This window comes from Pseudoalteromonas sp. TP27, from assembly GCF_056470645.1.
Genome location: NZ_JARDAK010000005.1, coordinates 15,810 through 38,506 on the forward strand (window position 1 = coordinate 15,810; position 22,697 = coordinate 38,506).

The following is a 22,697-nucleotide window of genomic DNA, read 5'->3' on the forward strand; positions in this document are numbered from 1 at the left end:
TCTTAGATCCACATGTGAGAAGTTGCCAAAATGCTTAGAATCGCTAAAGAAGCTCTTACCTTTGATGACGTACTTTTAGTACCTGGTCATTCTACTGTTTTGCCACACACGGCAAATATTTCAACTCGCTTAACGCGTGGTATCAAACTTAACTTGCCGCTTATTTCAGCATCTATGGATACTGTTACAGAAGCTCGTTTAGCTATTGCCCTTGCGCAAGAAGGTGGTCTTGGTTTTATTCATAAAAACATGACTATTGAAGAACAAGCGAAAAACGTACGTAAAGTTAAAACCTACGAAGCAGGTATTGTTTCATACCCTGTAACGGTGACTGCCGATTTGACAATAGCAGACGCAATTGAGCTTTCACACGAAAAAGGTTTTTCAGGCTTTCCAGTTACCGATAGCGACAATGTACTTGTTGGTATTGTAACTAGCCGTGACATGCGTTTTGAAACTAAGCTTGAACAGCCTGTTTCTACCGTTATGACTAAAAAAGAAAAGCTTGTTACCGTTAAAGAAGGCGCAGCTCGCGAAGAAATTTTAGGCTTAATGCACGAACACCGCATTGAAAAAATCCTTGTTGTTGATGACGCTTTTAAACTTAAAGGCATGATCACAGTAAAAGATTACCAAAAAGCCCAAGACAAACCAGACGCATGTAAAGACGACCAAGGTCGTTTACGTGTAGGTGCTGCTGTAAGTGTTGGTGCTGGTACTGATGAGCGTATTGCTGCATTAGTAGAAGCGGGTATTGATGTTTTACTTATCGATACATCGCATGGTCATTCTCAAGGTGTTATTGACCGTGTTACTAAAACTCGCAAAGAGTACCCAGACTTACAAATTATTGCCGGTAACATAGCTACAGCAGAAGGTGCGATTGCACTTGCAGACGCTGGCGCCGACGCAGTTAAAGTAGGTATAGGCCCAGGTTCTATCTGTACTACACGTATTGTTACCGGTTGTGGCGTTCCACAAATTACCGCTATTTCAGATGCTGTTGAAGGCTTAAAAGGTCGCGACATTCCTGTAATTGCTGATGGCGGCATTCGTTTTTCTGGCGATATTGTTAAGGCACTTGTTGCTGGTGCATCGTGTGTAATGGTGGGTTCTCTTCTCGCTGGTACAGAAGAAGCACCAGGTGAAGTTGAATTATACCAAGGTCGTTACTACAAGTCTTACCGTGGTATGGGCTCATTGGGCGCGATGGATCAAAAAGAAGGTTCATCAGATCGTTACTTCCAAAAATCAAACGAAGCAGACAAGTTAGTACCTGAAGGTATTGAAGGTCGCGTAGCTTACAAAGGTCCAATTGCAACGATTATTCATCAGCAAGTAGGTGGCCTGCGTAGTGCTATGGGTTTAACGGGTTGTGCCACAATTGAAGAGCTAAATACAAAACCACAATTTGTACGCGTTACTTCAGCGGGTATGGGTGAATCGCACGTACACGATGTGCAAATCACTAAAGAAGCACCAAATTACCGCTTAGGTTAAGCAGCGTAATTAATTTAATATACTGGGCTTGCTTTGCAAGCCCTCTTTTTAGTCGTTTACATTAACAAATGACATTTAGCATCAGACTTTACGAGATACTCCATGAGCAAAGATATTCACGATTCACGAATTCTCATTTTAGACTTTGGTTCACAATACACGCAATTAATCGCGCGCCGTATCCGCGAAATTGGTGTTTACTGTGAGCTATGGGCATGGGATGTGACTGAAGAGCAAATCCGCGAGTTCAACCCACAAGGTATTATTCTTTCTGGTGGCCCAGAATCAACAACACTTGAAAACAGCCCGCGCGCTCCAGAGTACGTATTTAATGCAGGCGTGCCTGTGTTAGGCATTTGTTATGGCATGCAAACAATGGCTGCTCAACTAGGTGGTAGTGTACACAGCTCTGATAAAAAAGAGTTTGGTTACGCACAAGTTGAAAAAGTAGGTAATTGTGCATTGTTTGATGCAATTGAAGATCATATTACCGATGGTGGCAACGGCATACTCGACGTATGGATGAGTCATGGCGACAAAGTAATGGATATTCCAGCTGGTTTTGCAACAACAGCTAAAACATCTACTTGCCCACATGCTGCAATGTCTAACGAAGAAAAACGTTTTTATGGCGTACAGTTTCACCCAGAAGTAACGCACACGCATCAAGGTCAGCGCTTATTAGAGCGTTTTGCTATTGATATTTGTGGCTGTGAAAAATTGTGGACTGCAGCAAAAATTATCGATGATGCTATCGAGCGTATTAAAGAAACCGTTGGCGATGACGAAGTTATTTTAGGTCTTTCTGGCGGTGTTGATTCATCGGTAGTGGCTATGCTTATTCACCGTGCAATTGGCGAAAGGCTAACATGTGTATTTGTTGATAATGGTTTACTTCGTTTAAACGAAGGCCAGCAAGTAATGGACATGTTTGGTAATAAATTTGGTTTAAACATTGTTAAAGTTGAAGCTGAAGAGCAGTTTTTAAATGACCTTGCAGGTAAGTCAGACCCAGAAGATAAGCGTAAAGCCATTGGCCACACATTTATTAATGTATTTGATGAACAAGCTAAAAAGCTTAAAAATGCAAAATGGTTAGCGCAAGGTACAATCTACCCAGACGTAATTGAATCAGCGGCATCTGCAACTGGTAAAGCGCATGTTATTAAATCTCACCACAATGTGGGCGGGTTACCTGATGACATGAAAATGGGTCTTGTTGAGCCATTACGTGAGTTATTTAAAGACGAAGTACGTAAAATTGGCCTAGAGCTAGGTTTACCGTACGACATGCTTTATCGTCATCCTTTCCCTGGACCAGGCCTAGGTGTGCGTGTACTTGGCGAAATCAAAAAAGAATACTGTGATTTATTACGCCGCGCTGATGCGATTTTCATCGAAGAGCTTCACAAAGCTGAGCTTTACCATAAAGTAAGCCAAGCGTTTACTGTATTCTTACCGGTTAAATCGGTAGGGGTTATGGGCGATGCACGTAAGTATGATTGGGTTGTATCACTTCGTTGTGTTGAAACAATCGACTTTATGACTGCGCGCTGGTCACATTTACCTTATGAGTTTTTAGGTGTGGTTTCAAACCGTATCATTAACGAAATAGATGGTATTTCTCGTGTTGTTTACGATATTTCAGGTAAGCCACCTGCAACTATCGAATGGGAATAATTAATTTTAGTTTTAATTAACTAATTTTAAGTGATTAAAAAACGGCGAATTAGCATGCTAATTCGCCGTTTTGTTTATTTAAAAAGCAGTTGAACTAAAAGAGTGATTTTTCTCTTTACCTTTGGCGAAACTTCTCTATAATTCGTCGTCATTGCAGGGGCGTAGTTCCAATTGGTAGAACAGCGGTCTCCAAAACCGATGGTTGGGAGTTCGAATCTCTCCGCCCCTGCCATTTCTTCTTTACATCGTTTTTATTACTTCTTATATTGTTCAAATGTCTAATCTACTGAGTTGTTATGCATCCACGTTACGCAGCTATTTTTGATATAGAAAATCTTGAACTCAATCAGCATTATTGTCCAGAAATAAATGATCAAGCTAATACTTTATCACAAAGTACGATAGCTAGTCCTTTAACGCTCAATGAGCAATTACTTGCAGACATTAAACTCAGTGCAGAGCCTATTATTATAAATAGCGTTGTACAGGGCAGTGAGATGCAATTAAACGACAATAAGCTTACATTGCCATCCCCACAGCTCAACGCCTCTGAGAAGCGTGCTTTATGGGCTTTAATGAGTGAACACCTTGATAAACTTTAAATCAGTAGATGAAACTGCAATACCTCAATTAATGGCCGTCGAAACAGCGTGTCATAGCCATCCGTGGACTTTAAATACAATGAGTTCATGCATAGGCGGGCGCTATTTTAATGTTGCCGCATTTGATGAGGCTAACATGATTGGTTTTTATATTGGTGAAAAAGCAGGGCCTGATTTTACACTTATGGATATTTGTGTAACACCAAGTCATCAGGGTAAAGGCATTGCAAGGCAGTTGTTAGCTCAGTTTATTGAATACGGTGAGCAGCAAGATGCAGAAAACCTATTTTTAGAAGTACGCGAATCAAATACGCGTGCTATTGCGCTGTACGAGAACGCAGGTTTTACTGAGATGTCAGTGCGTAAAAACTACTACCCAAGTGATAACCCTGCTAAAAATGGCTTTGAAGACGCCATTTTAATGGGTATGGCGTTAGGTTTAAACTTTTCATAATTAAAGCCGATAATTAGTATTTAAAGCACAGAGCCGCTAAAACACTGCATTTGTACCGCTTTGCTAGTTTGTTTTTTAGGATTCCTTGTCGCTAATTGCTTGCTCAATGGCTGCTATTAAATCATTTACCAGCTCGTCTCTTGGTACTTTATTGTTACTTTTTAAGTTCTCTTCAAGTGCTGCTGCGCTATGGTAAATTTCATCAAAGTTAAAGCATCCAGAACTTCCTTTAACACTGTGCGCTATACTTCTTAGTGCTTCCCAGTCATCAGAGTGTTGCAGAGCTTTAACGTCTTCTAAATATGTAGGTAAGTTCGCTAAATAGTTATCAGCTATTTGCTGAAACTTCTCGCTCTTTAATAAGCTATCCCATTTATTTTGATTGTCTTTTTCAAGATGTAAATAGCTTACAAGTACTTTTTCGAGTGCATCTTTATCAATGGGTTTAGCCAGTGCTTTATCACAACCCGCTTCTAGGTAGGTGCCTATGTCATGGTTCATTACATTGGCAGTAAGGGCAATAATAGGGCCATCGTATGCTGCATGGCGTAGCATTTTAGTCGCTTCTAAGCCGCCCATTACAGGCATTTGCATATCCATAATAATAAGCTGGTAGTCGTTTACGAGCGCCATTTCTACGGCTTGTGCGCCATTGTTAGCAATATCGGGTTCAAGGCCCCAGGTTTGCAGTAGTAATTTAATTAATAGTTGGTTATCTGGGTTGTCCTCAGCCACTAATATATTGGCGTCAAAGCTATTGGTCGCAAACGATAAGAGAGGGTCTTTTTCTGGTATTAACTGACTTTCTTGTGTTAAAAACTCAAGCATTGGTTGATCATCTGATAACTGACATGCCACCCTAATTGTAACGCGGCTACCAACACCCACTTCACTTTCAAGAGTTACATCGCCACCAAGTAACAGTGCTAAGTTTTTAGAAATACACAACCCAAGACCTGTACCACCAAAACGACGTGTGGTTGTGGCATCTGCTTGTTCAAATGGTTTAAATACACGTTCTATTTGATGCTCAGACATACCAATACCGGTATCTTTGATTACAAACTCAAGTTTTTGACTCGCTTGTAAATAATGTACACAAATAGATACGCTGCCATTTTCGGTAAATTTAACCGCGTTATTAGCAATGTTTATAAGTATTTGTTTTAAGCGGGTCACATCACTATAAATGGTGCGAGGTAACGGCAGTTGATAGTCTATATTAAAGGTTAATTGTTTTTCTTGTGCCAGTGGTTGAATAATTGATTCAATGTCGTGCACAAGCTGCACTACGTTTAACGCTGACAAATCAACCGCTAGCTTTTCAGCTTCGATTTTTGATAAATCGAGTATGTTATTTATTAGCTCTAGTAAGTGTTTTGAATTACGTAAAATAGTGCTTAGGTGTTGCTTATCGTTTGTTACTTTATCGTTGTGTAACAACTGCTCTGTAAAGCCCATAATAGCCGTGAGCGGCGTGCGTATTTCGTGACTCATGTTAGCTAAAAAACGACTCTTAAGCTGATTAGCTTGCTCAGCTTGGCCAATAGCTAACTCAAGTTGGCTGTTCATAGCTTCAAGTGCTTGGGTACGGCTTTCTACTTTATCTTCAAGATGGTGTTTGTATTCTTCAAGCTGTCGTTGGTAGTGCCTTATTTGATTAACCATGTGGTTAAAGTCGTTAAATAAAACACCTACTTCATCATTTGTATGAGCTGGTAAGTGCACCGATAAATCACCGTCACCCACACGATGACTCGCAGCACCTAGTAACTCAATTGGGTTAAGTAATAAATTACGTACCACTACAAAAATTAATATAGGCAGAGTGATCACCGAAATAATAACGATTAAGCCTGTTATTAAACTTATGGCTTTACCTGATTGATAAAGCACCCCTTTGGGAATGGTCGATACGTAATAATATCCCCCGGGCATTTGTACTGCAAAAATCATACGCTCAATTTTATCTATGCTTGAGAGCTCAATAGTCGAAAGCATACCGATATCAGCGAGGTCGTGAACTTGATTAAGTTCGTACTCGCTTATGTATTGGCCACGCATGTTGTAGTCAGAGCTAAATAAAATCTTACCGTCTTTGGTCAGCATTAAATTAAGTGTGTTGTTATACGGGGCTTCTAAAATACTGGAGTTAAGTATTGAAGGCTCTACATGCATTACAATAAACCCAAGCTGCTGTGGTCGTTTTAAGTAGTAATCAACGCTATAAATTCGTTGAATAAAATATAAACTCGTAGTGCCATCATCTTTTTGAATCATAAACTGCTGTTTACTTAAATTACTTTGCAATATTTGATTAAAAAATGGGTAGCTTTTAGGTGCTGTAGTTAAATTGTTAGAGTAGTAGGCATCGCTTTTCCCACTAGCTGAGACTAAGTTAATACTAATTATATCCGGGTAGGCTTCACTATAGCTGGCAAATACATCCATAAGTGCGCCAAGTTTTCGCGTGTAGTTACCGTTTGCACGAATATCGTTTGTTAAAAAGTCGCTAAGTACCGGAGATGTTGAAAGTAGCTTTGCAGTAGAGTGAAAAGAGTCGATGTAGTTAAATATTTTCTGCTGTTGCTGTTCAACAAAACGGCTCATTATTAAATCAGCTTGTTTTTGTGTTGAATTAGTTACATTGGTGAGCGTAAAGCCGCCTAAAAATAGCAACGGTAGAATAACAAGGGGTGTTATATACCATAATAATCTAATACTTAACTTACTGGTTTTCATGACCAAACTACTTATCCTCCATGCAATCTATCAATAATATGCGTTACGACTTTATTAAACAAGCTTATAGCGGTCTTGATGGCTGAAATGTAACCACTAATTGTGTGGTATTTGGCTAAAAATAGCTGCTTATTTGTATAGTTAAGTTATTTAAATTTAATAAGTTATGTGTTTTTAAAATAGTATTTTAGTACTTGAGTGAAATTTACAATATTTATACATATAAAAGTGATTTTTTATGCTTAATATATTTAAAAAAGTGCTGTAACGCTTATTAAACTAAGTTGTAAGTTTGTTTAAGTGCTTTGCTATTTCATCAATGCATATTTTTACAGAGATTGGTATGTTGCGCGTGTAGGGCGTTAATGCATAAATACTTTTACTACTAAGTGAGTAATCGGGGTTAATTACCTCAAGTGAAGGCTTTACCAAGTTTAAGTAAAAATCAGGTACCAGACCCATTCCAGCACCTGCTTTTATAAGCGATAAACAACTATGGAACGAGTTTGCAAGGCAGCGAGCTTGGGTACTGAGGTGAAGTGCTTTCCCATGTTCATTTTTAAAAGTGTGATCTATATTTAACCCTTGCCAAGTGTTAGCGATGTAAGGTGTTTTATTTAATATTTCAGACTCTAGTTGTTTAGGGTTTTTAGTTATTCCCGTTTTTATACACAGCCTGTCGGTAAAGCTACCTATGCGCTTTTGTTTTAGGGCGCTGTCTTTTGAGGGACCTACTCGAATTGCGAGATCAATATTATGATCTAAAAAATCTATATGCTGATCGGCACTTACAAGCTCTGGCGTTAATTTGGGGTATTGAGTCATTAAGTTAGCAATAACAGGGGTAATAAGCGTTTCCATTAATGCATTCGGGGCGGTTATCTTTATATTACCAGTAGGCTCTGCTTGTTGAGTTTTTACGGTATCCCATGCCGTAGTCGCGATATTATTTAATTCTTTACATTGTATGTAAAACAGCTCGCCGGTTGGCGTTAATGCTTGCCTACGCGTTGTGCGTTTTAAAAGGGTTACCCCAAGCTCTAGTTCTAGCGCTTTTAAATGCTGGCTTACTACCGATTTAGAAACATTAATTTTATCAGCTGCGGCGGATATAGAACCTGCCTCAATAATATTTGCAAACACCGACATTTGTTTAAATTTACTCATGTTTATTGTTCTGTTTTTCTAAACTATATTTTTTATTATCTTTGTTTTTAGTATTAAAAGATATGACTAATATAAGCGTAATTTATTAACTACAGGTGATCTATGAATAGCGAATTAGTACTTCAAAAATGCAAACAAGGGATAGCGGATTGGCAGCATGCATTTAATAGCCAAGATGCAAAAGGCTGCGCGCAACAGTATTTTTCTGATTGTGAAATGCATGCACGCCCATTTGGTGTGTTTAATGGAGAGGCTGCGATAGAAAGCTTTTGGCAAGGGATCATGGATCAAGGCTTTAAAAATGTGCAATACACTGATGTAACATGGGAAAAGCTTGGTGATGATGGTTATGTTTTATCAGCCAAATGGACAATGAATCAAGCACACGGTGTTGTTCATCGCGAGCATTGGGTTGTTGCAGCCGATGGAAAAGCAAAGTTAAAAAGTGACGATTTTGAAGTGTTAGGTGAGCGCTAAGTAATTATTAGTTTAGAGTCGAGTACGTGCTAACTGGTAAGTCTAATTTATCTAAGGTTTTGAAATAAAATACTTATATAAATTCCTCGGTGAAAATAAGCTTAAAAAGCAACGAATCATCGCTTAAGCAATTATAAAATGGTCTGTAATTTAATTGCTGACCATATTTCAAATATTTCTCTTCATATCTCTTCATTACAAAGCTAAGATATTTTTAAGTTAGATAGCACACTTTTATACCGACTCCTGTTACAATTGCCATTATTAAAAAATTAGCTATTGGCGTTTTATTATCAGCTGTTTATAACGTTAAAATCAGCGTAAATAGTAGCTAATTACGATCAACATTACGGGTTTACTCGCAAGCGCTTATTTAAATGCATTCAACCCCGCATCAAACTAAAAGAATTTATTAATGGCAGACCAAACTATTATCAATGAAATCAGCAAGCGAAGGACTTTTGCTATCATCTCTCACCCGGATGCTGGTAAAACAACTATCACCGAAAAAGTATTGTTGTTCGGACAAGCTATTCAAAGAGCCGGTACTGTAAAAGGTCGTGGCTCTAACCAGCATGCAAAATCTGACTGGATGGAAATGGAAAAAGAGCGTGGTATATCAGTTACTACCTCGGTAATGCAGTTTCCGTATAACAATGCGCTTGTTAATTTACTTGATACGCCAGGACACGAAGACTTCTCCGAAGATACTTACCGCACATTAACAGCGGTAGATTCGTGCTTAATGGTTATTGATGCGGCAAAAGGTGTAGAGGATCGTACGCGTAAGCTTATGGAAGTTACACGCCTACGTACTACACCTATTGTTACGTTTATGAATAAGTGTGACCGTGATATTCGCGACCCAATGGAAGTATTGGACGAAGTTGAAACAGAGCTTAATATTGCCTGTGCACCTATCACGTGGCCAATTGGCTGTGGTAAAGAGTTTAAAGGTGTTTATCACATTCATAATGACGAAGCTGTTTTATACAAAACAGGTCAGGGTCATAAAATTCAAGAAGTTCGTACCATTAAAGGGCTTGATAATCCAGAGTTAGATATTGCTATTGGCGAAGATTTAGCTGCGCAATTACGCGATGAACTTGAACTTGTTATTGGCGCATCAAACGAATTTGATTTAGATCTGTTTTTAGCTGGTGAGCTTTCGCCTGTTTATTACGGTACCGCACTGGGCAACTTTGGTGTTGACCATGTTTTAGATGGTTTAACTAAATGGGCACCAACGCCACTGCCTCGTGAAACCGAAGACAGACTTATTGTTGCAACAGAAGAAAACTTTACTGGTTTTGTATTTAAAATTCAGGCCAACATGGACCCTAAACACCGAGACCGTATTGCATTTATGCGTATTGTATCGGGTAAGTACAGCCAAGGCATGAAGATGAACCATGTGCGAATTGGCAAACAAGTAAGTATTTCTGATGCGGTAACCTTTATGGCGGGCGATCGTGAGCGTGCAGAAGATGCTTACGCTGGCGATATTATTGGTTTGCATAACCACGGTACCATTCAAATTGGTGATACGTTCACACAAGGCGAAAAACTTAAATTTAGTGGTATTCCAAACTTTGCCCCTGAGTTGTTCCGCCGTATTCGTCTTCGCGATCCGCTTAAGCAAAAGCAATTATTAAAAGGCTTAGTACAGCTTTCTGAAGAGGGTGCTGTGCAGGTATTTAGACCGCTTATAAACAACGATTTAATTGTGGGCGCAGTAGGTGTACTTCAGTTTGATGTGGTTGTAGCACGTTTAAAAGCTGAATATAACGTAGATGCTATTTACGAAGGTATAAACGTAAATACAGCACGCTGGGTAGAAAGCAGCGATGTTAAAAAGTTTGAAGAATTTAAACGTAAGTGCGAAAGCAATTTAGCACTTGATGGTGGCGATAACTTAACTTACATAGCGCCGAGCCGTGTAAACCTTAACTTATCGGTAGAGCGCTACCCAGAAGTAACGTTTAACCATACACGCGAAAACTAGAACTCATTCAAAGAATTAAAAGAAAGCCTGCTTTGGTGGGCTTATAAAGGTAAAAACATGAATATTCGTACTATTTTAATTGAAAAAGCTATTGCAGCTATGGCTGGCGCAGGCTTACCTGAAGACACAAACCCAGCAGTAACGCAAAGCACACGCCCACAGTTTGGTGATTACCAAATTAATGCAGCAATGGGCGCAGCTAAAAAAATGAAAAGCAACCCACGAGAGCTTGCGCAAAAAATTATAGATAACCTTGATGTAAGGGATATCGCAGAAAAAACTGAAATCGCAGGCCCTGGTTTTATTAATATTCACTTAAAGCCAGAGTTTTTAGCGCAAAGCGTTAAAGCAGCTAATAGCGATGCAAAACTTGCTGTAAACGAGCATGCTAACCCGCAAAAAGTAGTTGTTGATTATTCATCGCCAAATCTTGCTAAAGAAATGCACGTAGGCCATTTACGTTCAACCATTATTGGTGACTCAATTGTACGTGCGCTTGAATTTAGAGGTGACACGGTAGTTCGCCAAAATCACATGGGTGATTGGGGCACGCAATTTGGTATGTTAATCGCGCATTTAGAGGATCAAATTAGCCAAGGTGTTGACTTAGATACTGTAGCACTTGCTGATTTAGAAACCTTTTACCGCGATGCTAAAAAACGTTTTGATGACGAAGAAGGCTTTGCAGATAAAGCCCGTAATTACGTTGTTAAACTACAAGGCGGCGACGCACACTGTGAAAAACTTTGGAAACTATTTATAGCCACCTCAGTTAAGCACTCTGAAGAAGTATACAAACGTTTAAATGTAACGCTTACCCAAGCCGATATTATGGCTGAAAGCGCATACAACGCAGAACTTAACGATATTATTAGCCTACTTAAGGATAAAAATATTGCAGTAGAGTCGCAAGGCGCACAAGTTGTATTTTTAGATGAGCTAGCTAATAAAGATGGCGAGCCTTCAGCGTTTATTGTGCAAAAATCTGGCGGTGGCTTTTTATATGCAACAACCGATTTAGCTGCATGTGATTATCGTTCAAATAAATTAGGTGCTGATCGTATCTTAATTTTTGTTGATGCGCGTCAAAACCTACATTTTACTCAAGTAGAGCTAACAGCGCGTAAAGCTGGTTTATTACGAGACGAAACAAGCTACGAGTTTTGCCCGTTTGGCACCATGATGGGCGCCGATAACAAACCATTTAAAACACGTACTGGCGGCACCGTAAAACTTGCTGACTTATTAGAAGAGTCAATTAACCGCGCAGCAACTAAATTAGCTGAACGCGAGTCTGATTTAAGTGATAGCGAGCGCAGCGAAATTGCCCGTAAAGTAGGTATTGGCGCAGTTAAATACGCTGACCTTTCTAAGCACCGTACCAGCGATTACATATTTAACTGGGACAGCATGTTAAGCTTTGAAGGCGCAACAGCCCCTTACTTACAATATGCTTATACGCGCGTTCGCAGTATTTTCCGTAAATCAGGTGTTGATGCTGCTACGTTAAATTCAGACGTAGCAATTATTGAACCCCAAGAAAAAGCACTCGCACTTAAGCTACTACAGCTTGAAGAAGTACTTGATTTAATGATCAATGAAGCAACACCGCACGTATTATGTGGTTACTTATATGAGCTAGCAAGTTTATACATGACATTTTACGAAGCCTGCCCAGTACTTAAAGAAGGCGTAGAGCCAAGCGTACGTGATAGCCGTTTAGTGTTGTGTAATTTGGTTTCTAAAACATTAGAAACGGGATTGGATTTACTAGGCATTGAAGTCATGGAGCAAATGTAATCACCGTCTGCTGCGTGTAGTTCGCTTTGATTGCGTTGTCGTGCTTTTTTAGCCTAAGTCACATACAAGAGCGTATGCTCCTTGGCATAAAAAAGCACTCCGCCTTGTCAGCACTTCTACACTTGCAGATATCTGAGTTGTGTAGTTCGCTTTAGCTGCGTTGGTAAAACTATTTAGCCTAAGTCACATACTAAATGTATGCTCCTTGGCATAAATAGTTCTACCGCCTTGCTAGCACTCCTACACTTGCAGATGTAATGTTTTACATTGTAGGTTGGGTTGAGTGAAACGAAACCCAACGATACACTTGAGACTCTATGCTTCTTGCTATTGATATACCTGAATCTTAATATTTGTTATTACTCAACATCTAATGTTTTAAGCTCGCTACTCAAAGCTCTTTTCTAGGCTTTATTTAAAGGACTTGTTATGAAACTCGAAGATATCCGTCGTGAATACCTGCAAGACGCACTAAGCGAAGATAACTTGCAAGATGATCCGTTTAAGCAGTTTGAAACTTGGCTTGAGCATGCTGTAGCAAGCCAGTTACCCGATCCAACAGCAATGGTTGTAGCAACTGTTGATGAAAGCGGTCAGCCTTCACAACGTATTGTGCTTTTAAAGCATTTGGATGATGATGGTTTTGTGTTTTTTACCAATACAGGCTCGCGTAAAGCCCAAGAGCTTAAAGGCAATAACAAAATTTCTTTGCACTTTCCGTGGCATCACATGGAGCGCCAAGTTATTGTGTATGGCGAGGCTAAACCATTACCTACCTCTGCTGTGGCAAAGTACTTTTTATCGCGCCCTAAAGAAAGCCAATTAGCAGCGTGGGCATCAGCGCAAAGTCGTCCTATATCATCGCGTAAAGTGTTGATGGAAACCTTTGCCAATATGAAAAACAAGTTTGCTAAAGGTGAAATTCCACTTCCTGATTTTTGGGGGGGGTATTGTGTTGTACCTACTAAAATTGAGTTTTGGCAAGGCGGAGCACATCGCCTGCACGACCGCTTTATGTATCAGCGCCAAGCGGATAACAGCTGGCAAATTACACGCTTAAATCCTTAATAAATAGATGAGTAAGTAACCGTGCAATTTATTGACTCTCATTGCCACCTCGACTTTAGTGAGTTTGATTCAAATCGTGAATCTCTCATAAACGAGTGTGTAGCAAAGGGAGTTAATCAGTTTGTTGTGCCTGGTATTACGCTTGCTCAATCGCATGCCCTCATTGAGCTTAAAAAAACCTACCCAAGTATAAAAATAGCCGCAGGGCTGCATCCTTACTTTTTAGATCAACATGAAGAATCGCACATGGAAGCGCTTTTTGAGTTCGCAACTACAAATAAACATCAGTTGGTAGCTATTGGAGAATGCGGGCTTGATCGAAGTATTGAAAACCTTCCTAAACAAACGTATTTATTTGAACAGCAAATAGCGCTTTCTAATGAGCTTAATTTACCGCTCATTGTGCATCACAGACAAAGCCATGATTTAATTTCGCAATCGTTTAAACGTTGTAAGCCAAAAAATGGGGGAGTGATTCATGCATTTTCAGGTTCAATCCAACAAGCAAAGTGTTATATCAAACAGGGCTTTAAGCTTGGCGTAGGTGGTGTTATTACCTATGAACGTGCAGCTAAAACCCGTGCTGTTATTGCTGCTATTGAGCCAGAGCACTTAGTGCTTGAAACCGACTCACCTTCAATGCCGTTAAGTGGCTACCAAGGGGAGGCTAACACGCCATTGCATATACCTAATGTTTTTAACGCGTTATGTGATTTAAAACCATACAGTGATAGAGATGTACTTGCCAAACAGCTTTATGATTCTTGCTCAGATGTTTTTTGCATATAGCGATTTACCTGCCAGCGTTTTAACCCTCGGCCTAATTGCCACGTAAAAATACAGGCAATCACTAGCATTAATAAAACCTGCCTACCTAAATCATGAAAATGGTTATGGCTTTTAGCTATCGCGGCGCGAGTTAAATAAGTCACGGAAACAAAGCCAATAGGGCGGTCATCGTCGCTTATTACCGGCTCCATAAAAGGCGTTTTTAACTTGCTTATCCCTGGCGTAGAGTCAGAAAGCTGACCATAAACATGGTGCGACTGCCAATTATCGCTACTGGCTAATAAAATACCCTGTTGATCGTAAATAGTCGCCGAAAGCACAAACTCATCTTTGCTTATGTCATTACAAATGGCATTGAGTTGTGGTTTGTTTTTTTCAATAAGCGGCGTTTTTACATTCAAAGCCATAAATTGAGTGAGGCTTTTTGCGGTGTTGTCTGCACTATCATAAAGTAACTGATGACTCTGAAAACTACTATTAACACCTACCCAGCTTAATAATACAAAACAGCCAGCCGCAAGTACTAAGCGAATGAGTCGCTTTCTTTGAGATGCGGATATAGGGTTTTTAATATGGTTATTTTTCATAGTCACCGTTTATGCTGCTGACAGCATTTTGATTTGATGTTACAACTACATTAACTATAACCTTAAACCCCACCTGATGGCGAATTTAGTGTTAAGAATACCCATTTTGATATGCCAACAATCAGGAAAATAAAAACAAACACGGAGATCCCATGTCGCAAATCAACATGGCACAGCCAACTGCTGAGCAACCATTACAACGCTTAACTCTAAATACATGGTTTAGTTATAGTGGAGGTGTATTTACCCCTCTCGATCATATCCCAAACAAAGCATTGGGGTTATTTAGCATCGCGTTTGCAGGTGATTTTGAAGAAAAACATATTATCAATATCATCGACTTTTTAGCGATGCATAACCAAACAGTAACTGCCATGTGCCAATACCAACCAGATTTAGGGTTAGCTCCAGCACTATGTTTTTACGCGCAAAACTGCGATCAAGCTATAAACCCGCTCGTGTTACAAGAGTTTTCAAATACGCTTGATTGCCAATTAGTGCAAGTTGCTACACCGCCTAATTTATATGAGCCTGGTTTATTGGTTATGGACATGGATTCAACCGCGATTACGATTGAATGCATTGATGAAATAGCGCGTCTTGCGGATGTATACGATGAAGTTGCTTCTGTAACCGCACTTGCAATGGCGGGTAAACTTGATTTTAGCGAGAGTTTAAATCAGCGCGTAGCCAAGCTTGCGGGTATTGAAAAAAGCTTAATTGAAGAGCTAAAAGGTGTATTGCCTTTAATGCCTGGTATTAAAGCACTGTGCCAAATTTTAAAGCAACATAATTGGTATTTAGCAATTGCATCGGGTGGTTTTGTACCTTTTGCAGAGCGCGTTCAAGTGCTTATTAATTTAGATGAGGTGCACGCTAATGTACTAGAATTTCAAGACGATAAGTTAACAGGTAAGGTACTGGGTACAATTGTAGATGCGCAGCAAAAAGCGGTTTTTTTAGAGTCACTTCAGCAAAAGCTAGGACTTGAAAAAACACAAACAGTAGCTATAGGTGATGGCGCAAACGATTTAGTAATGATGGCTCAAGCTGGTCTTGGAGTTGCTGTACATGGTAAGCCAAAAGTAGTTGAGCAAGCGCAAGCCGCTATTTGTGAGGGGTCACTATTGCAATTATTGTACATGCTGGCTATTCCGTTAGTAAAAGAGCCAACACCATAATACAAATAGAGTTAAACCGCTTAGCGCAAGCGGTTTAACCAGATTAGTTTACGGCGGCCCATTTGTTCAACTTGCTCTTTTTCAAGTTCTAAATGGCTTAAAGCTTCTTCTGTTATATCTACTATGTCACCCACGCCCGCAACTGCCCATAATGCCTCTTCTAAATCTTTTGCTTTATGCATTGCATATTGGCTTACGTATTTTAGCTCATTTGAAAGATAGTCAGTATCGGGGCGACCTGTGCGCGACATAAACAAACGCATAACGAAAATAAGTTCAGACTTTATACCATTTTTTATCTGTATAAAGCCTTTTTGGTAATCTTCACCGAATATACATTGGCTTGTAATTGCATCTTCAATGTTGCCTATGCGAGGGTTGAAGTTAAGAATAAGGGTGAATGGTAAAGGTGGATCTTTTCGACTGCGATCTTTTATATTGGGGGTAATAACGTTAATAATGTCTTCTTTACTTAATATACTTGATAAGTCTGTTTTATTGTTTAGTAAGCCAAAATTTTGCAAAATTGTATGGAGTGGACTTGCGTATAAGCCAAAACCTACAGCACCAACCTTAAAATGAGCAGCTTCTTTATTTAGATACAAAGGAAATTGGCAAATGCTTTTTGTCACCATATTTCTTAAAGCTGTAGAGATCCCTTCAAACTTAGGTTCTTCTTCAGATGACTTTAACTTACCTTTATTTTTTTCAATTAGTTGTGTGAAAAAGTCAACCCCAATATGCTCGGCGTTTTCTTCCTGATTTACTTTTAAATTTAATGTGACGAGCGTTTTCCCAACGGCCATAACTTCGTATTTTAACTCTTTTAGATTGTAGCTTTTTGTTATTTTTTGTAGTTCAGGAAATGAGATTAACGCAATATCACCTTTACTAAATGTGGTAGATTTTTCGCACTCTAAATGCAAACCCATTACTGAAAAATCTCGAGTATGACCGAGAATAGTCACTCCATTAATACTCATTACTACAGGCGTTCGGTGAAGGTAGCGTTTTTGTGAGCGTAAGTTTATATACTCAAGGGCGACTGTATCTAAATGTGGAGGATCTTTGTGTTTTGTATGGCCAAATAACTTTAGTTGGTTAACGAGTGACTTATCATAATCGGTTCTTTGATAATTTTGTTTTTCAACAGTATTACCAATATTTGTTAAAATAACTAAATATTTAACGTTTTTTATAAGACCTCCAACGCGTGGGATCGGGGGGCTATTTAGTTTTGCAATGTTTGCGTTTACGCTATCGGGCAGTGATAAAGGAATATATGCATCAGCAGGGTGACTTGGCATAATTTGAATTTTAAAGCACTGCCAATTTTCTTTTTGGCTTCCTAGGCCTAAAAATAATTTTTTTAACTCAGCATTATTATTAAGCTCATTACGGGTCGCTGAGTAATAATAAATTTTCCCATGTACAGTATGGGTAAATGTATAAAGGTAATCTTCTTTTATAGCCGTAGGCTGAGCAAGTATTTTTTTAACACGCTTGTGGTTTAGCACGCTGTATAAACGTGACACATTTCTTTCATCAGTAAAGTAGCGTTGAATAAAAATGTTGTTTTCCGTGGTTAAATTAAGGCTAGGATAAAGTTGTTCATCTTTTTCACTTAAAAAGACATATAGCGATGTTACGCGTGGAATATAAAACTGTTCGTAACCTTTAGAAACCACAGCATCTAGTGTGTTATCTAGATTTACTTTATAACGGCGTTTATTGCCATTGATAAAACTGTTTAAAAAGTTATCGAATACATCATTTTTTTCTATATAGGTACGCTTTAATCTAACATGGTTAAATTCAGGTGATCTGTTCTCAATAGCAACAATTTCATACTGAATTCCATTTTTTAAACCTAATTCAAAATCTTGTTCAAGACCAACTAGACGCATTGCTATAAGTTGACCTTTTTTTATAATATGCTCTTTAGCTAGCTTTACTTTACAGCCGCTTAAAGAAATATCTGAGGTACTTGCGGATATATCTTTTTTATCATTATACTCAATTGTTACTTTTATTGAGTAATTCATCCGTTCTTCACAACGGCTTTCGTAAGAGGCAAATTTTACTACATTGATACTTAATAAGCTGTCTTGTGCTTGCTGCTGCTCTTTACTTTGAATATTACGGTTATGGTTTTTTGTATTTAGTACGGCTTCGTAAACAGCCAAAGTGTATCCACCATATTGCTTTAGTGCCTTTTCAAATACTTCAATAGCTGCATCATCCATGAAGTGTTGCTTACCATTGTGCTCGTAGGGTTTTACAGTCCCATTAACCGCGCCACGTAAGTCAATAAAGCGTGCCACTGGCTGAGATAAGCGTGATATTTCCATTTTCATTAAAAACTGCTCAGGTTTAGTTAAACCAGCGGTTTTTGATTTGAAAATCTGGTCAAATTTAGTCTTGCCTAAATATGTTTTTAACTCGTTCACGAGGTCTTCGTGTTTGAGCATTATGTCATCAGCCATTTATAAAGCCATCACCGTCTAATTGAAAAGTAGGTATACTGAGAAGCTAATTTATCTGAGAATTAATAAACATAAACAGTACCTTTTTATTGACATAAGTACGATTAGTCGAGTAATTGCTATTTAGCTTTTGCTATTATGTGTTATATGCCATTTTATTGGCAAATTACTTTAAATTATCTTCAAAGCAATAAGTATGCCCTAAATTAGAGGGAAAAAGAAAACAGCATTTGTATACGAATGATATGTTGCTAGATTTTTATGCAGGCAAGAGTTTGTTGCTAAATAAATGTTTGAAGTGGCAAAATAAGTTATTAACAGTAAATGTTTTTAAAATTAAAGAATCGTAGATAAGGTTATAAATGACTAAAGCGGCAAAAATAGAGTTTGTGTGTACCGAATGTGGCATGAACTACCCACGTTGGCAGGGTCAATGCCGCTGCGGTGCGTGGAACACATTAGCAGAATTTAAACCTTCAGCAGGGCAAAGTAAAAAAACATCAGTTCGAGCAAGTGTAGGCGGGTATGCTGGCGGTGCTGGTGGTGGTTCTAAAAAAATCAATGATATTGCTACATCAGAAGCTGAAAAACAGCTAACTGAAATAGGCGAGCTCGACCGCGTGCTAAGCGGCGGTGTAACTACCGGCTCTGTTAATATAATTTCGGGTGACCCAGGTGCGGGTAAAACAACCTTGCTATCTGACTTAGTGGCAAGAATGTCACAACGTATGCCGTCACTTTACTGTACGGCAGAGGAGTCTTTATCGCAGTTTAAAAACAGGGTTAACCGTTTAAAATTAAACTATAACCCTGACGAGCTTTATTTACTTTCAGAAACGAGCGTTGAGACTATTATTGAAGAGCTCGAAAAGAATAAAATTAAGTTTGCTGTAATCGACTCGATTCAAGCCGTTGTAACCGAAACGGCAAATGGTAGCCCAGGCTCGCCTTCGCAAGTAAAAAGTGCCGCTCAAGCATTAACTCAATATTGTAAGCAAAACGATGTAACCATGTTCATTATTGCTCACGTAAATAAAAATAACGAAATAGCGGGCCCGCAAACATTGGTACACATTGTAGATGCACTGCTACATATAGATACCAACGATGGGCAAATTCGTACCCTTAGGGCAAATAAAAACCGCTTTGGCGATATTGATACAGTTGGTATTTTTAAAATGTGCGAACGTGGGATGTTAAGTGTTGATAACCCGAGCGAAATATTCTTATCGGGGTCTACAACTGATTCACCAGGCTCTACAATTACCTGTATTCGTAAAGGTAACCGTAATTTATTACTTGAGATTCAATGTTTAACTACCGAAACCGAGGCTGAGTTTCCGCAGCGTGTTTGTGTTGGTTTAAACATGAATCGTATAAAAATGCTGACCGGTATATTACGCAAACACACTAAAATTAAAATATTTCACGATACTTTTTTTAATATTGTTGGCGGCCTAAGAATTGATGAAACAGAAACGTGTATTGATTTAGCATTGGTTACCGCGCTACTTAGCAGCTTAAATGAGTTTGTTGTACCGCGAACCACTTGTATTATGGGTGAGCTGAGTTTAAACGGCGATGTACGCCCAATCGACAGTGGTGTACCACGTGTTAAAGAAGCCGCTCAGCATGGTTTTACAGAAATATATATTCCATTTCGTAATTATCATAAATCAATGGAAGGGCTTGGCGCTAAAATTACGCCAGTTAAAACAGTACATGAGTTACTTAGTTTAATTAATTAACACTTACGGGTGTTAATATGTAATGTTACTCTTAAGAAAACTCGGTTTACACAAAGAATAGAATAAGGAAATAACATGAAAAAGTTAGTAATAGTTGCAGCAATTGTAGCTGCGGGCGTTGGTGGCGTGAGCTATGCAAATTATGTAGCTACACAAGAAGTGCGTGCAGAAGTCGATAAGCAACTTGCTCTAGTAAGCGAGCAAACTGGCGCTACATTTAAATATGCTGGTTTATCGGCAAGTGTTATTTCAAAAAGCGTAGAAATAACAAACATGGAAGTAATAAGCCCTGAGGGTGACAATGTTGCAAATATTCAAAGCATTGAAATAACTGGTTATGAGCCAGATAAAATATCACCACATACATCGTTTGATGTAAAAAGCTTTCAGTTTGACAAAGATTTTGTTTCAAAATTACCTGCTGACACAAACGAAATGCTAGCGTCGGCAAGTTACGACTTACATTCATCACTTGATTACGATGAAGAGTCTGGCAATAGTGATGTAGTCGTTAAGCTTGATGCAAAAGACATTGTTAGTTTTAACATGGATATGGGCTTGGCTAATTCAAAAGCATTAATGGATGCTTCATTAGCGATTAGTAAAGCACAGCAAGAAGCGGGTAACCAGCCACTTACTTACGAGCAAGAGTTACAGCAGCAAACACTTGTTATGCAAGCAATGAGTAAGTTAGAGCCACGTAATGTTAGCTTTGTTTTAAATAACCAAGGTAAGCTAAAAGATTTATTATCAAGCGAGCTTGAAAAGCAAGGTATGACGCTTGAGCAGATGGAAATGACACTAGAGCAACAGTTGCAGCAAGCGCCTGTTACTGAAGACATAGCCGCAGCTTTAACTAGCTTTGCTAAAGGTTTAAATTCATTTAGTGTATCTGCAAAGTTACCTGAAGGTAAAACCATGATGGAAATTAATCAACAAGTTATGATGCTAGTAGGGCAACCAGAAGAGCTAGTTAAGTTTATTAATTTAGAAGTTAAAGGTGATTAAATATCAGTATTTAATCATATAATAAAGGCGCCAATTGGCGCCTTTATTATTTGTGTTGTTATAAGCAGCTAGTGACTCTGATAACTAAAGCAATTGGCTTTAATAATATCGGTGATTATTTGTTGTGATGGTTTTATTTTTTCCATTGCTAAAAACTCGTCAGGTTGATGCGCTTGGTTAATTGAGCCAGGGCCCATTACAATCGTTTCACAACCGAGTTGCTGGATAAATGGCGCTTCAGTACAGTAATTTACCGCGACCGCTTTTTGACCCGCTATTTTTTCAGCCATTTTTACTAAAGCACTGTCGGTGCTGCCACTAAATGCCGGAATGGGCTCGTGTAAATCAATAACACTCACAGCGTTAGGGTATTGATCATTAATTTCTTTTGTTGCATCGTGTACTAATGCTTGTAGCTCTTTAATGCTTAAACCCGGTAATGGGCGCATATCTATGTGCATTTCACAGCAACCACAAATTCTATTCGCGTTATCGCCGCCATGAATATTACCTAAGTTTAATGTTGGGTAGGGTATTTCGAAATGGTTTATTGAATACTTATGCTTTAATTGTTCTTTTAAGATCATCAATTTTGTAATCACTTTATGCATTACTTCAATGGCGTTAAGACCACGTTCGGGATCTGAGCTGTGACCTGAGCGACCAACTACTCTTATTGCTGTACTCATATGGCCCTTGTGCATAAATACTGGAGTCATATCAGTAGGTTCGCCTATTATACAGCGTGCAGGTTTTAAATTGGGGTGTTTACATATTTGTTGTGCACCTGCCATTGTTGTTTCTTCGTCAGCAGTGGCGAGTATTAAAATAGGTTGAGTTTGCTGCTTTTCATCAAGTTCACTGATCGCTTGCAATACAAAGGCAAAAAAGCCTTTCATATCAATACTTCCTAATCCATACAATTTATTGTCGAGTTCGGTAAGTTTAAACGGATTATGATTCCAACGACTGTCATCAAAAGGCACTGTGTCGGTATGACCAGCTAGCATTAGTCCGCCATCAGCTTCTCCGCGTTTTGCTAATAAATTATAGCGCCCTTTACCTCCTTCTAATTCTATAATTTCACACGTAAAACCGAGTGTTTCGCACCAACTGGCTAGGAGTTCGATTACGTTTTTATTGCTCATACACAGGTTGTCTTCAATAGCACTAATAGAAGGGGCTGCAATCAATTGTTGGTACATGGAAATAAACGAAGGTAAAGGCATAAAAAAATCCAAAATAAGTATTCAATTTAATTGCATAACAATATAAAAGTATTTATGATGAATATCAATTCACTTTTTAAGCATAAATATATTAAAGTAACGCTATGAAAATAATGCGACGATAATCAAAATTCATTAATAAAAAAGACTTAATTAGCATCTAAGCTAGTTTAA

The 22,697-nt window shown here is 38.8% G+C and carries 17 protein-coding genes and 1 tRNA gene; 13 read left to right on the forward strand and 5 right to left on the reverse strand.

Going from position 1 to position 22,697, the window contains the following annotated elements:
* Positions 1-30: 30 nt before the first annotated feature.
* The 5 genes from guaB to rimI all read left to right on the forward strand — a co-directional run bounded on the left by guaB (position 31) and on the right by rimI (position 4,236).
* Positions 31-1,500: an IMP dehydrogenase gene (gene guaB / locus PX700_RS07800; RefSeq protein ID WP_165727594.1), complete on the forward strand. Its 1,470-nt coding sequence runs from the start codon at positions 31-33 to the stop codon at positions 1,498-1,500.
* A 102-nt stretch (positions 1,501-1,602) separates the two neighbouring features.
* A complete protein-coding gene (gene guaA, locus PX700_RS07805; RefSeq protein WP_165727593.1) occupies positions 1,603-3,180 on the forward strand; it encodes a glutamine-hydrolyzing GMP synthase in 1,578 nt (525 codons plus the stop codon).
* 155 nt (positions 3,181-3,335) lie between these two features.
* Positions 3,336-3,412 (forward strand) — tRNA-Trp (locus tag PX700_RS07810).
* 64 nt (positions 3,413-3,476) lie between these two features.
* Positions 3,477-3,782, forward strand: coding sequence for a hypothetical protein (locus PX700_RS07815; RefSeq protein ID WP_415636568.1), 306 nt, complete (start codon positions 3,477-3,479; stop codon positions 3,780-3,782).
* Complete coding sequence (gene rimI, locus PX700_RS07820) at positions 3,769-4,236, forward strand: ribosomal protein S18-alanine N-acetyltransferase (protein ID WP_415636788.1); 468 nt, start codon at positions 3,769-3,771, stop codon at positions 4,234-4,236. The genes PX700_RS07815 and rimI overlap by 14 nt, the downstream gene beginning before the upstream one ends.
* A gap of 75 nt (positions 4,237-4,311) precedes the next feature.
* On the opposite strand, the gene PX700_RS07825 is transcribed toward rimI, so the two are convergent.
* Positions 4,312-6,978, reverse strand: coding sequence for an ATP-binding protein (locus PX700_RS07825; RefSeq protein WP_479520421.1), 2,667 nt, complete (start codon positions 6,976-6,978; stop codon positions 4,312-4,314).
* Positions 6,979-7,257: 279 nt separating this feature from the next.
* Positions 7,258-8,145, reverse strand: a complete 888-nt coding sequence (locus PX700_RS07830; RefSeq protein WP_479520422.1) for a LysR family transcriptional regulator — start codon at positions 8,143-8,145, stop codon at positions 7,258-7,260.
* A gap of 102 nt (positions 8,146-8,247) precedes the next feature.
* Here PX700_RS07830 and PX700_RS07835 point away from each other — a divergent pair, with 102 nt between their 5' ends.
* From PX700_RS07835 to PX700_RS07855, 5 genes are all read left to right on the forward strand, one after another.
* Positions 8,248-8,622, forward strand: a complete 375-nt coding sequence (locus tag PX700_RS07835; RefSeq protein WP_197179885.1) for a Cif family virulence factor — start codon at positions 8,248-8,250, stop codon at positions 8,620-8,622.
* Positions 8,623-9,037: 415 nt separating this feature from the next.
* The gene (gene prfC, locus PX700_RS07840; protein ID WP_479520423.1) at positions 9,038-10,627 is read left to right on the forward strand and encodes a peptide chain release factor 3; all 1,590 of its coding nucleotides are present in this window, start codon (positions 9,038-9,040) and stop codon (positions 10,625-10,627) included.
* A gap of 57 nt (positions 10,628-10,684) precedes the next feature.
* Entirely contained in the window at positions 10,685-12,427 is a 1,743-nt protein-coding gene (gene argS / locus PX700_RS07845; protein WP_479520424.1) for an arginine--tRNA ligase, read from the forward strand.
* Between the two features lie 429 nt (positions 12,428-12,856).
* Positions 12,857-13,495: a pyridoxamine 5'-phosphate oxidase gene (pdxH, locus tag PX700_RS07850; RefSeq protein WP_415636563.1), complete on the forward strand. Its 639-nt coding sequence runs from the start codon at positions 12,857-12,859 to the stop codon at positions 13,493-13,495.
* Between the two features lie 21 nt (positions 13,496-13,516).
* On the forward strand, positions 13,517-14,284 hold the full coding sequence (locus tag PX700_RS07855; protein ID WP_479520425.1) for a TatD family hydrolase: 768 nt from the start codon (positions 13,517-13,519) through the stop codon (positions 14,282-14,284).
* On the opposite strand, the gene PX700_RS07860 is transcribed toward PX700_RS07855, so the two are convergent.
* Positions 14,251-14,871: an AhpA/YtjB family protein gene (locus PX700_RS07860; RefSeq protein WP_479520426.1), complete on the reverse strand. Its 621-nt coding sequence runs from the start codon at positions 14,869-14,871 to the stop codon at positions 14,251-14,253. The two genes, PX700_RS07855 and PX700_RS07860, sit on opposite strands and share 34 nt — an antisense overlap.
* Before the next feature lie 152 nt (positions 14,872-15,023).
* Between PX700_RS07860 and serB the strand changes: the two genes are divergently transcribed.
* Complete coding sequence (gene serB, locus PX700_RS07865) at positions 15,024-16,052, forward strand: phosphoserine phosphatase SerB (protein WP_479520427.1); 1,029 nt, start codon at positions 15,024-15,026, stop codon at positions 16,050-16,052.
* Positions 16,053-16,072: 20 nt separating this feature from the next.
* Here serB and PX700_RS07870 read toward each other — a convergent pair whose 3' ends face one another.
* On the reverse strand, positions 16,073-18,538 hold the full coding sequence (locus tag PX700_RS07870) for a PilZ domain-containing protein (protein ID WP_479520428.1): 2,466 nt from the start codon (positions 18,536-18,538) through the stop codon (positions 16,073-16,075).
* A 362-nt stretch (positions 18,539-18,900) separates the two neighbouring features.
* Between PX700_RS07870 and radA the strand changes: the two genes are divergently transcribed.
* Together radA and PX700_RS07880 are read left to right on the forward strand one after the other, a co-directional pair.
* Complete coding sequence (gene radA, locus PX700_RS07875; RefSeq protein WP_479520429.1) at positions 18,901-20,286, forward strand: DNA repair protein RadA; 1,386 nt, start codon at positions 18,901-18,903, stop codon at positions 20,284-20,286.
* A 75-nt stretch (positions 20,287-20,361) separates the two neighbouring features.
* Positions 20,362-21,294 (forward strand): hypothetical protein, encoded by a 933-nt coding sequence (locus tag PX700_RS07880; protein WP_024598619.1) that lies wholly within the window; start codon positions 20,362-20,364, stop codon positions 21,292-21,294.
* Positions 21,295-21,362: 68 nt separating this feature from the next.
* Here the strand turns inward: PX700_RS07880 and argE are convergent, their stop codons facing one another.
* Entirely contained in the window at positions 21,363-22,523 is a 1,161-nt protein-coding gene (gene argE, locus PX700_RS07885) for an acetylornithine deacetylase (protein ID WP_479520430.1), read from the reverse strand.
* Positions 22,524-22,697: the final 174 nt, after the last annotated feature.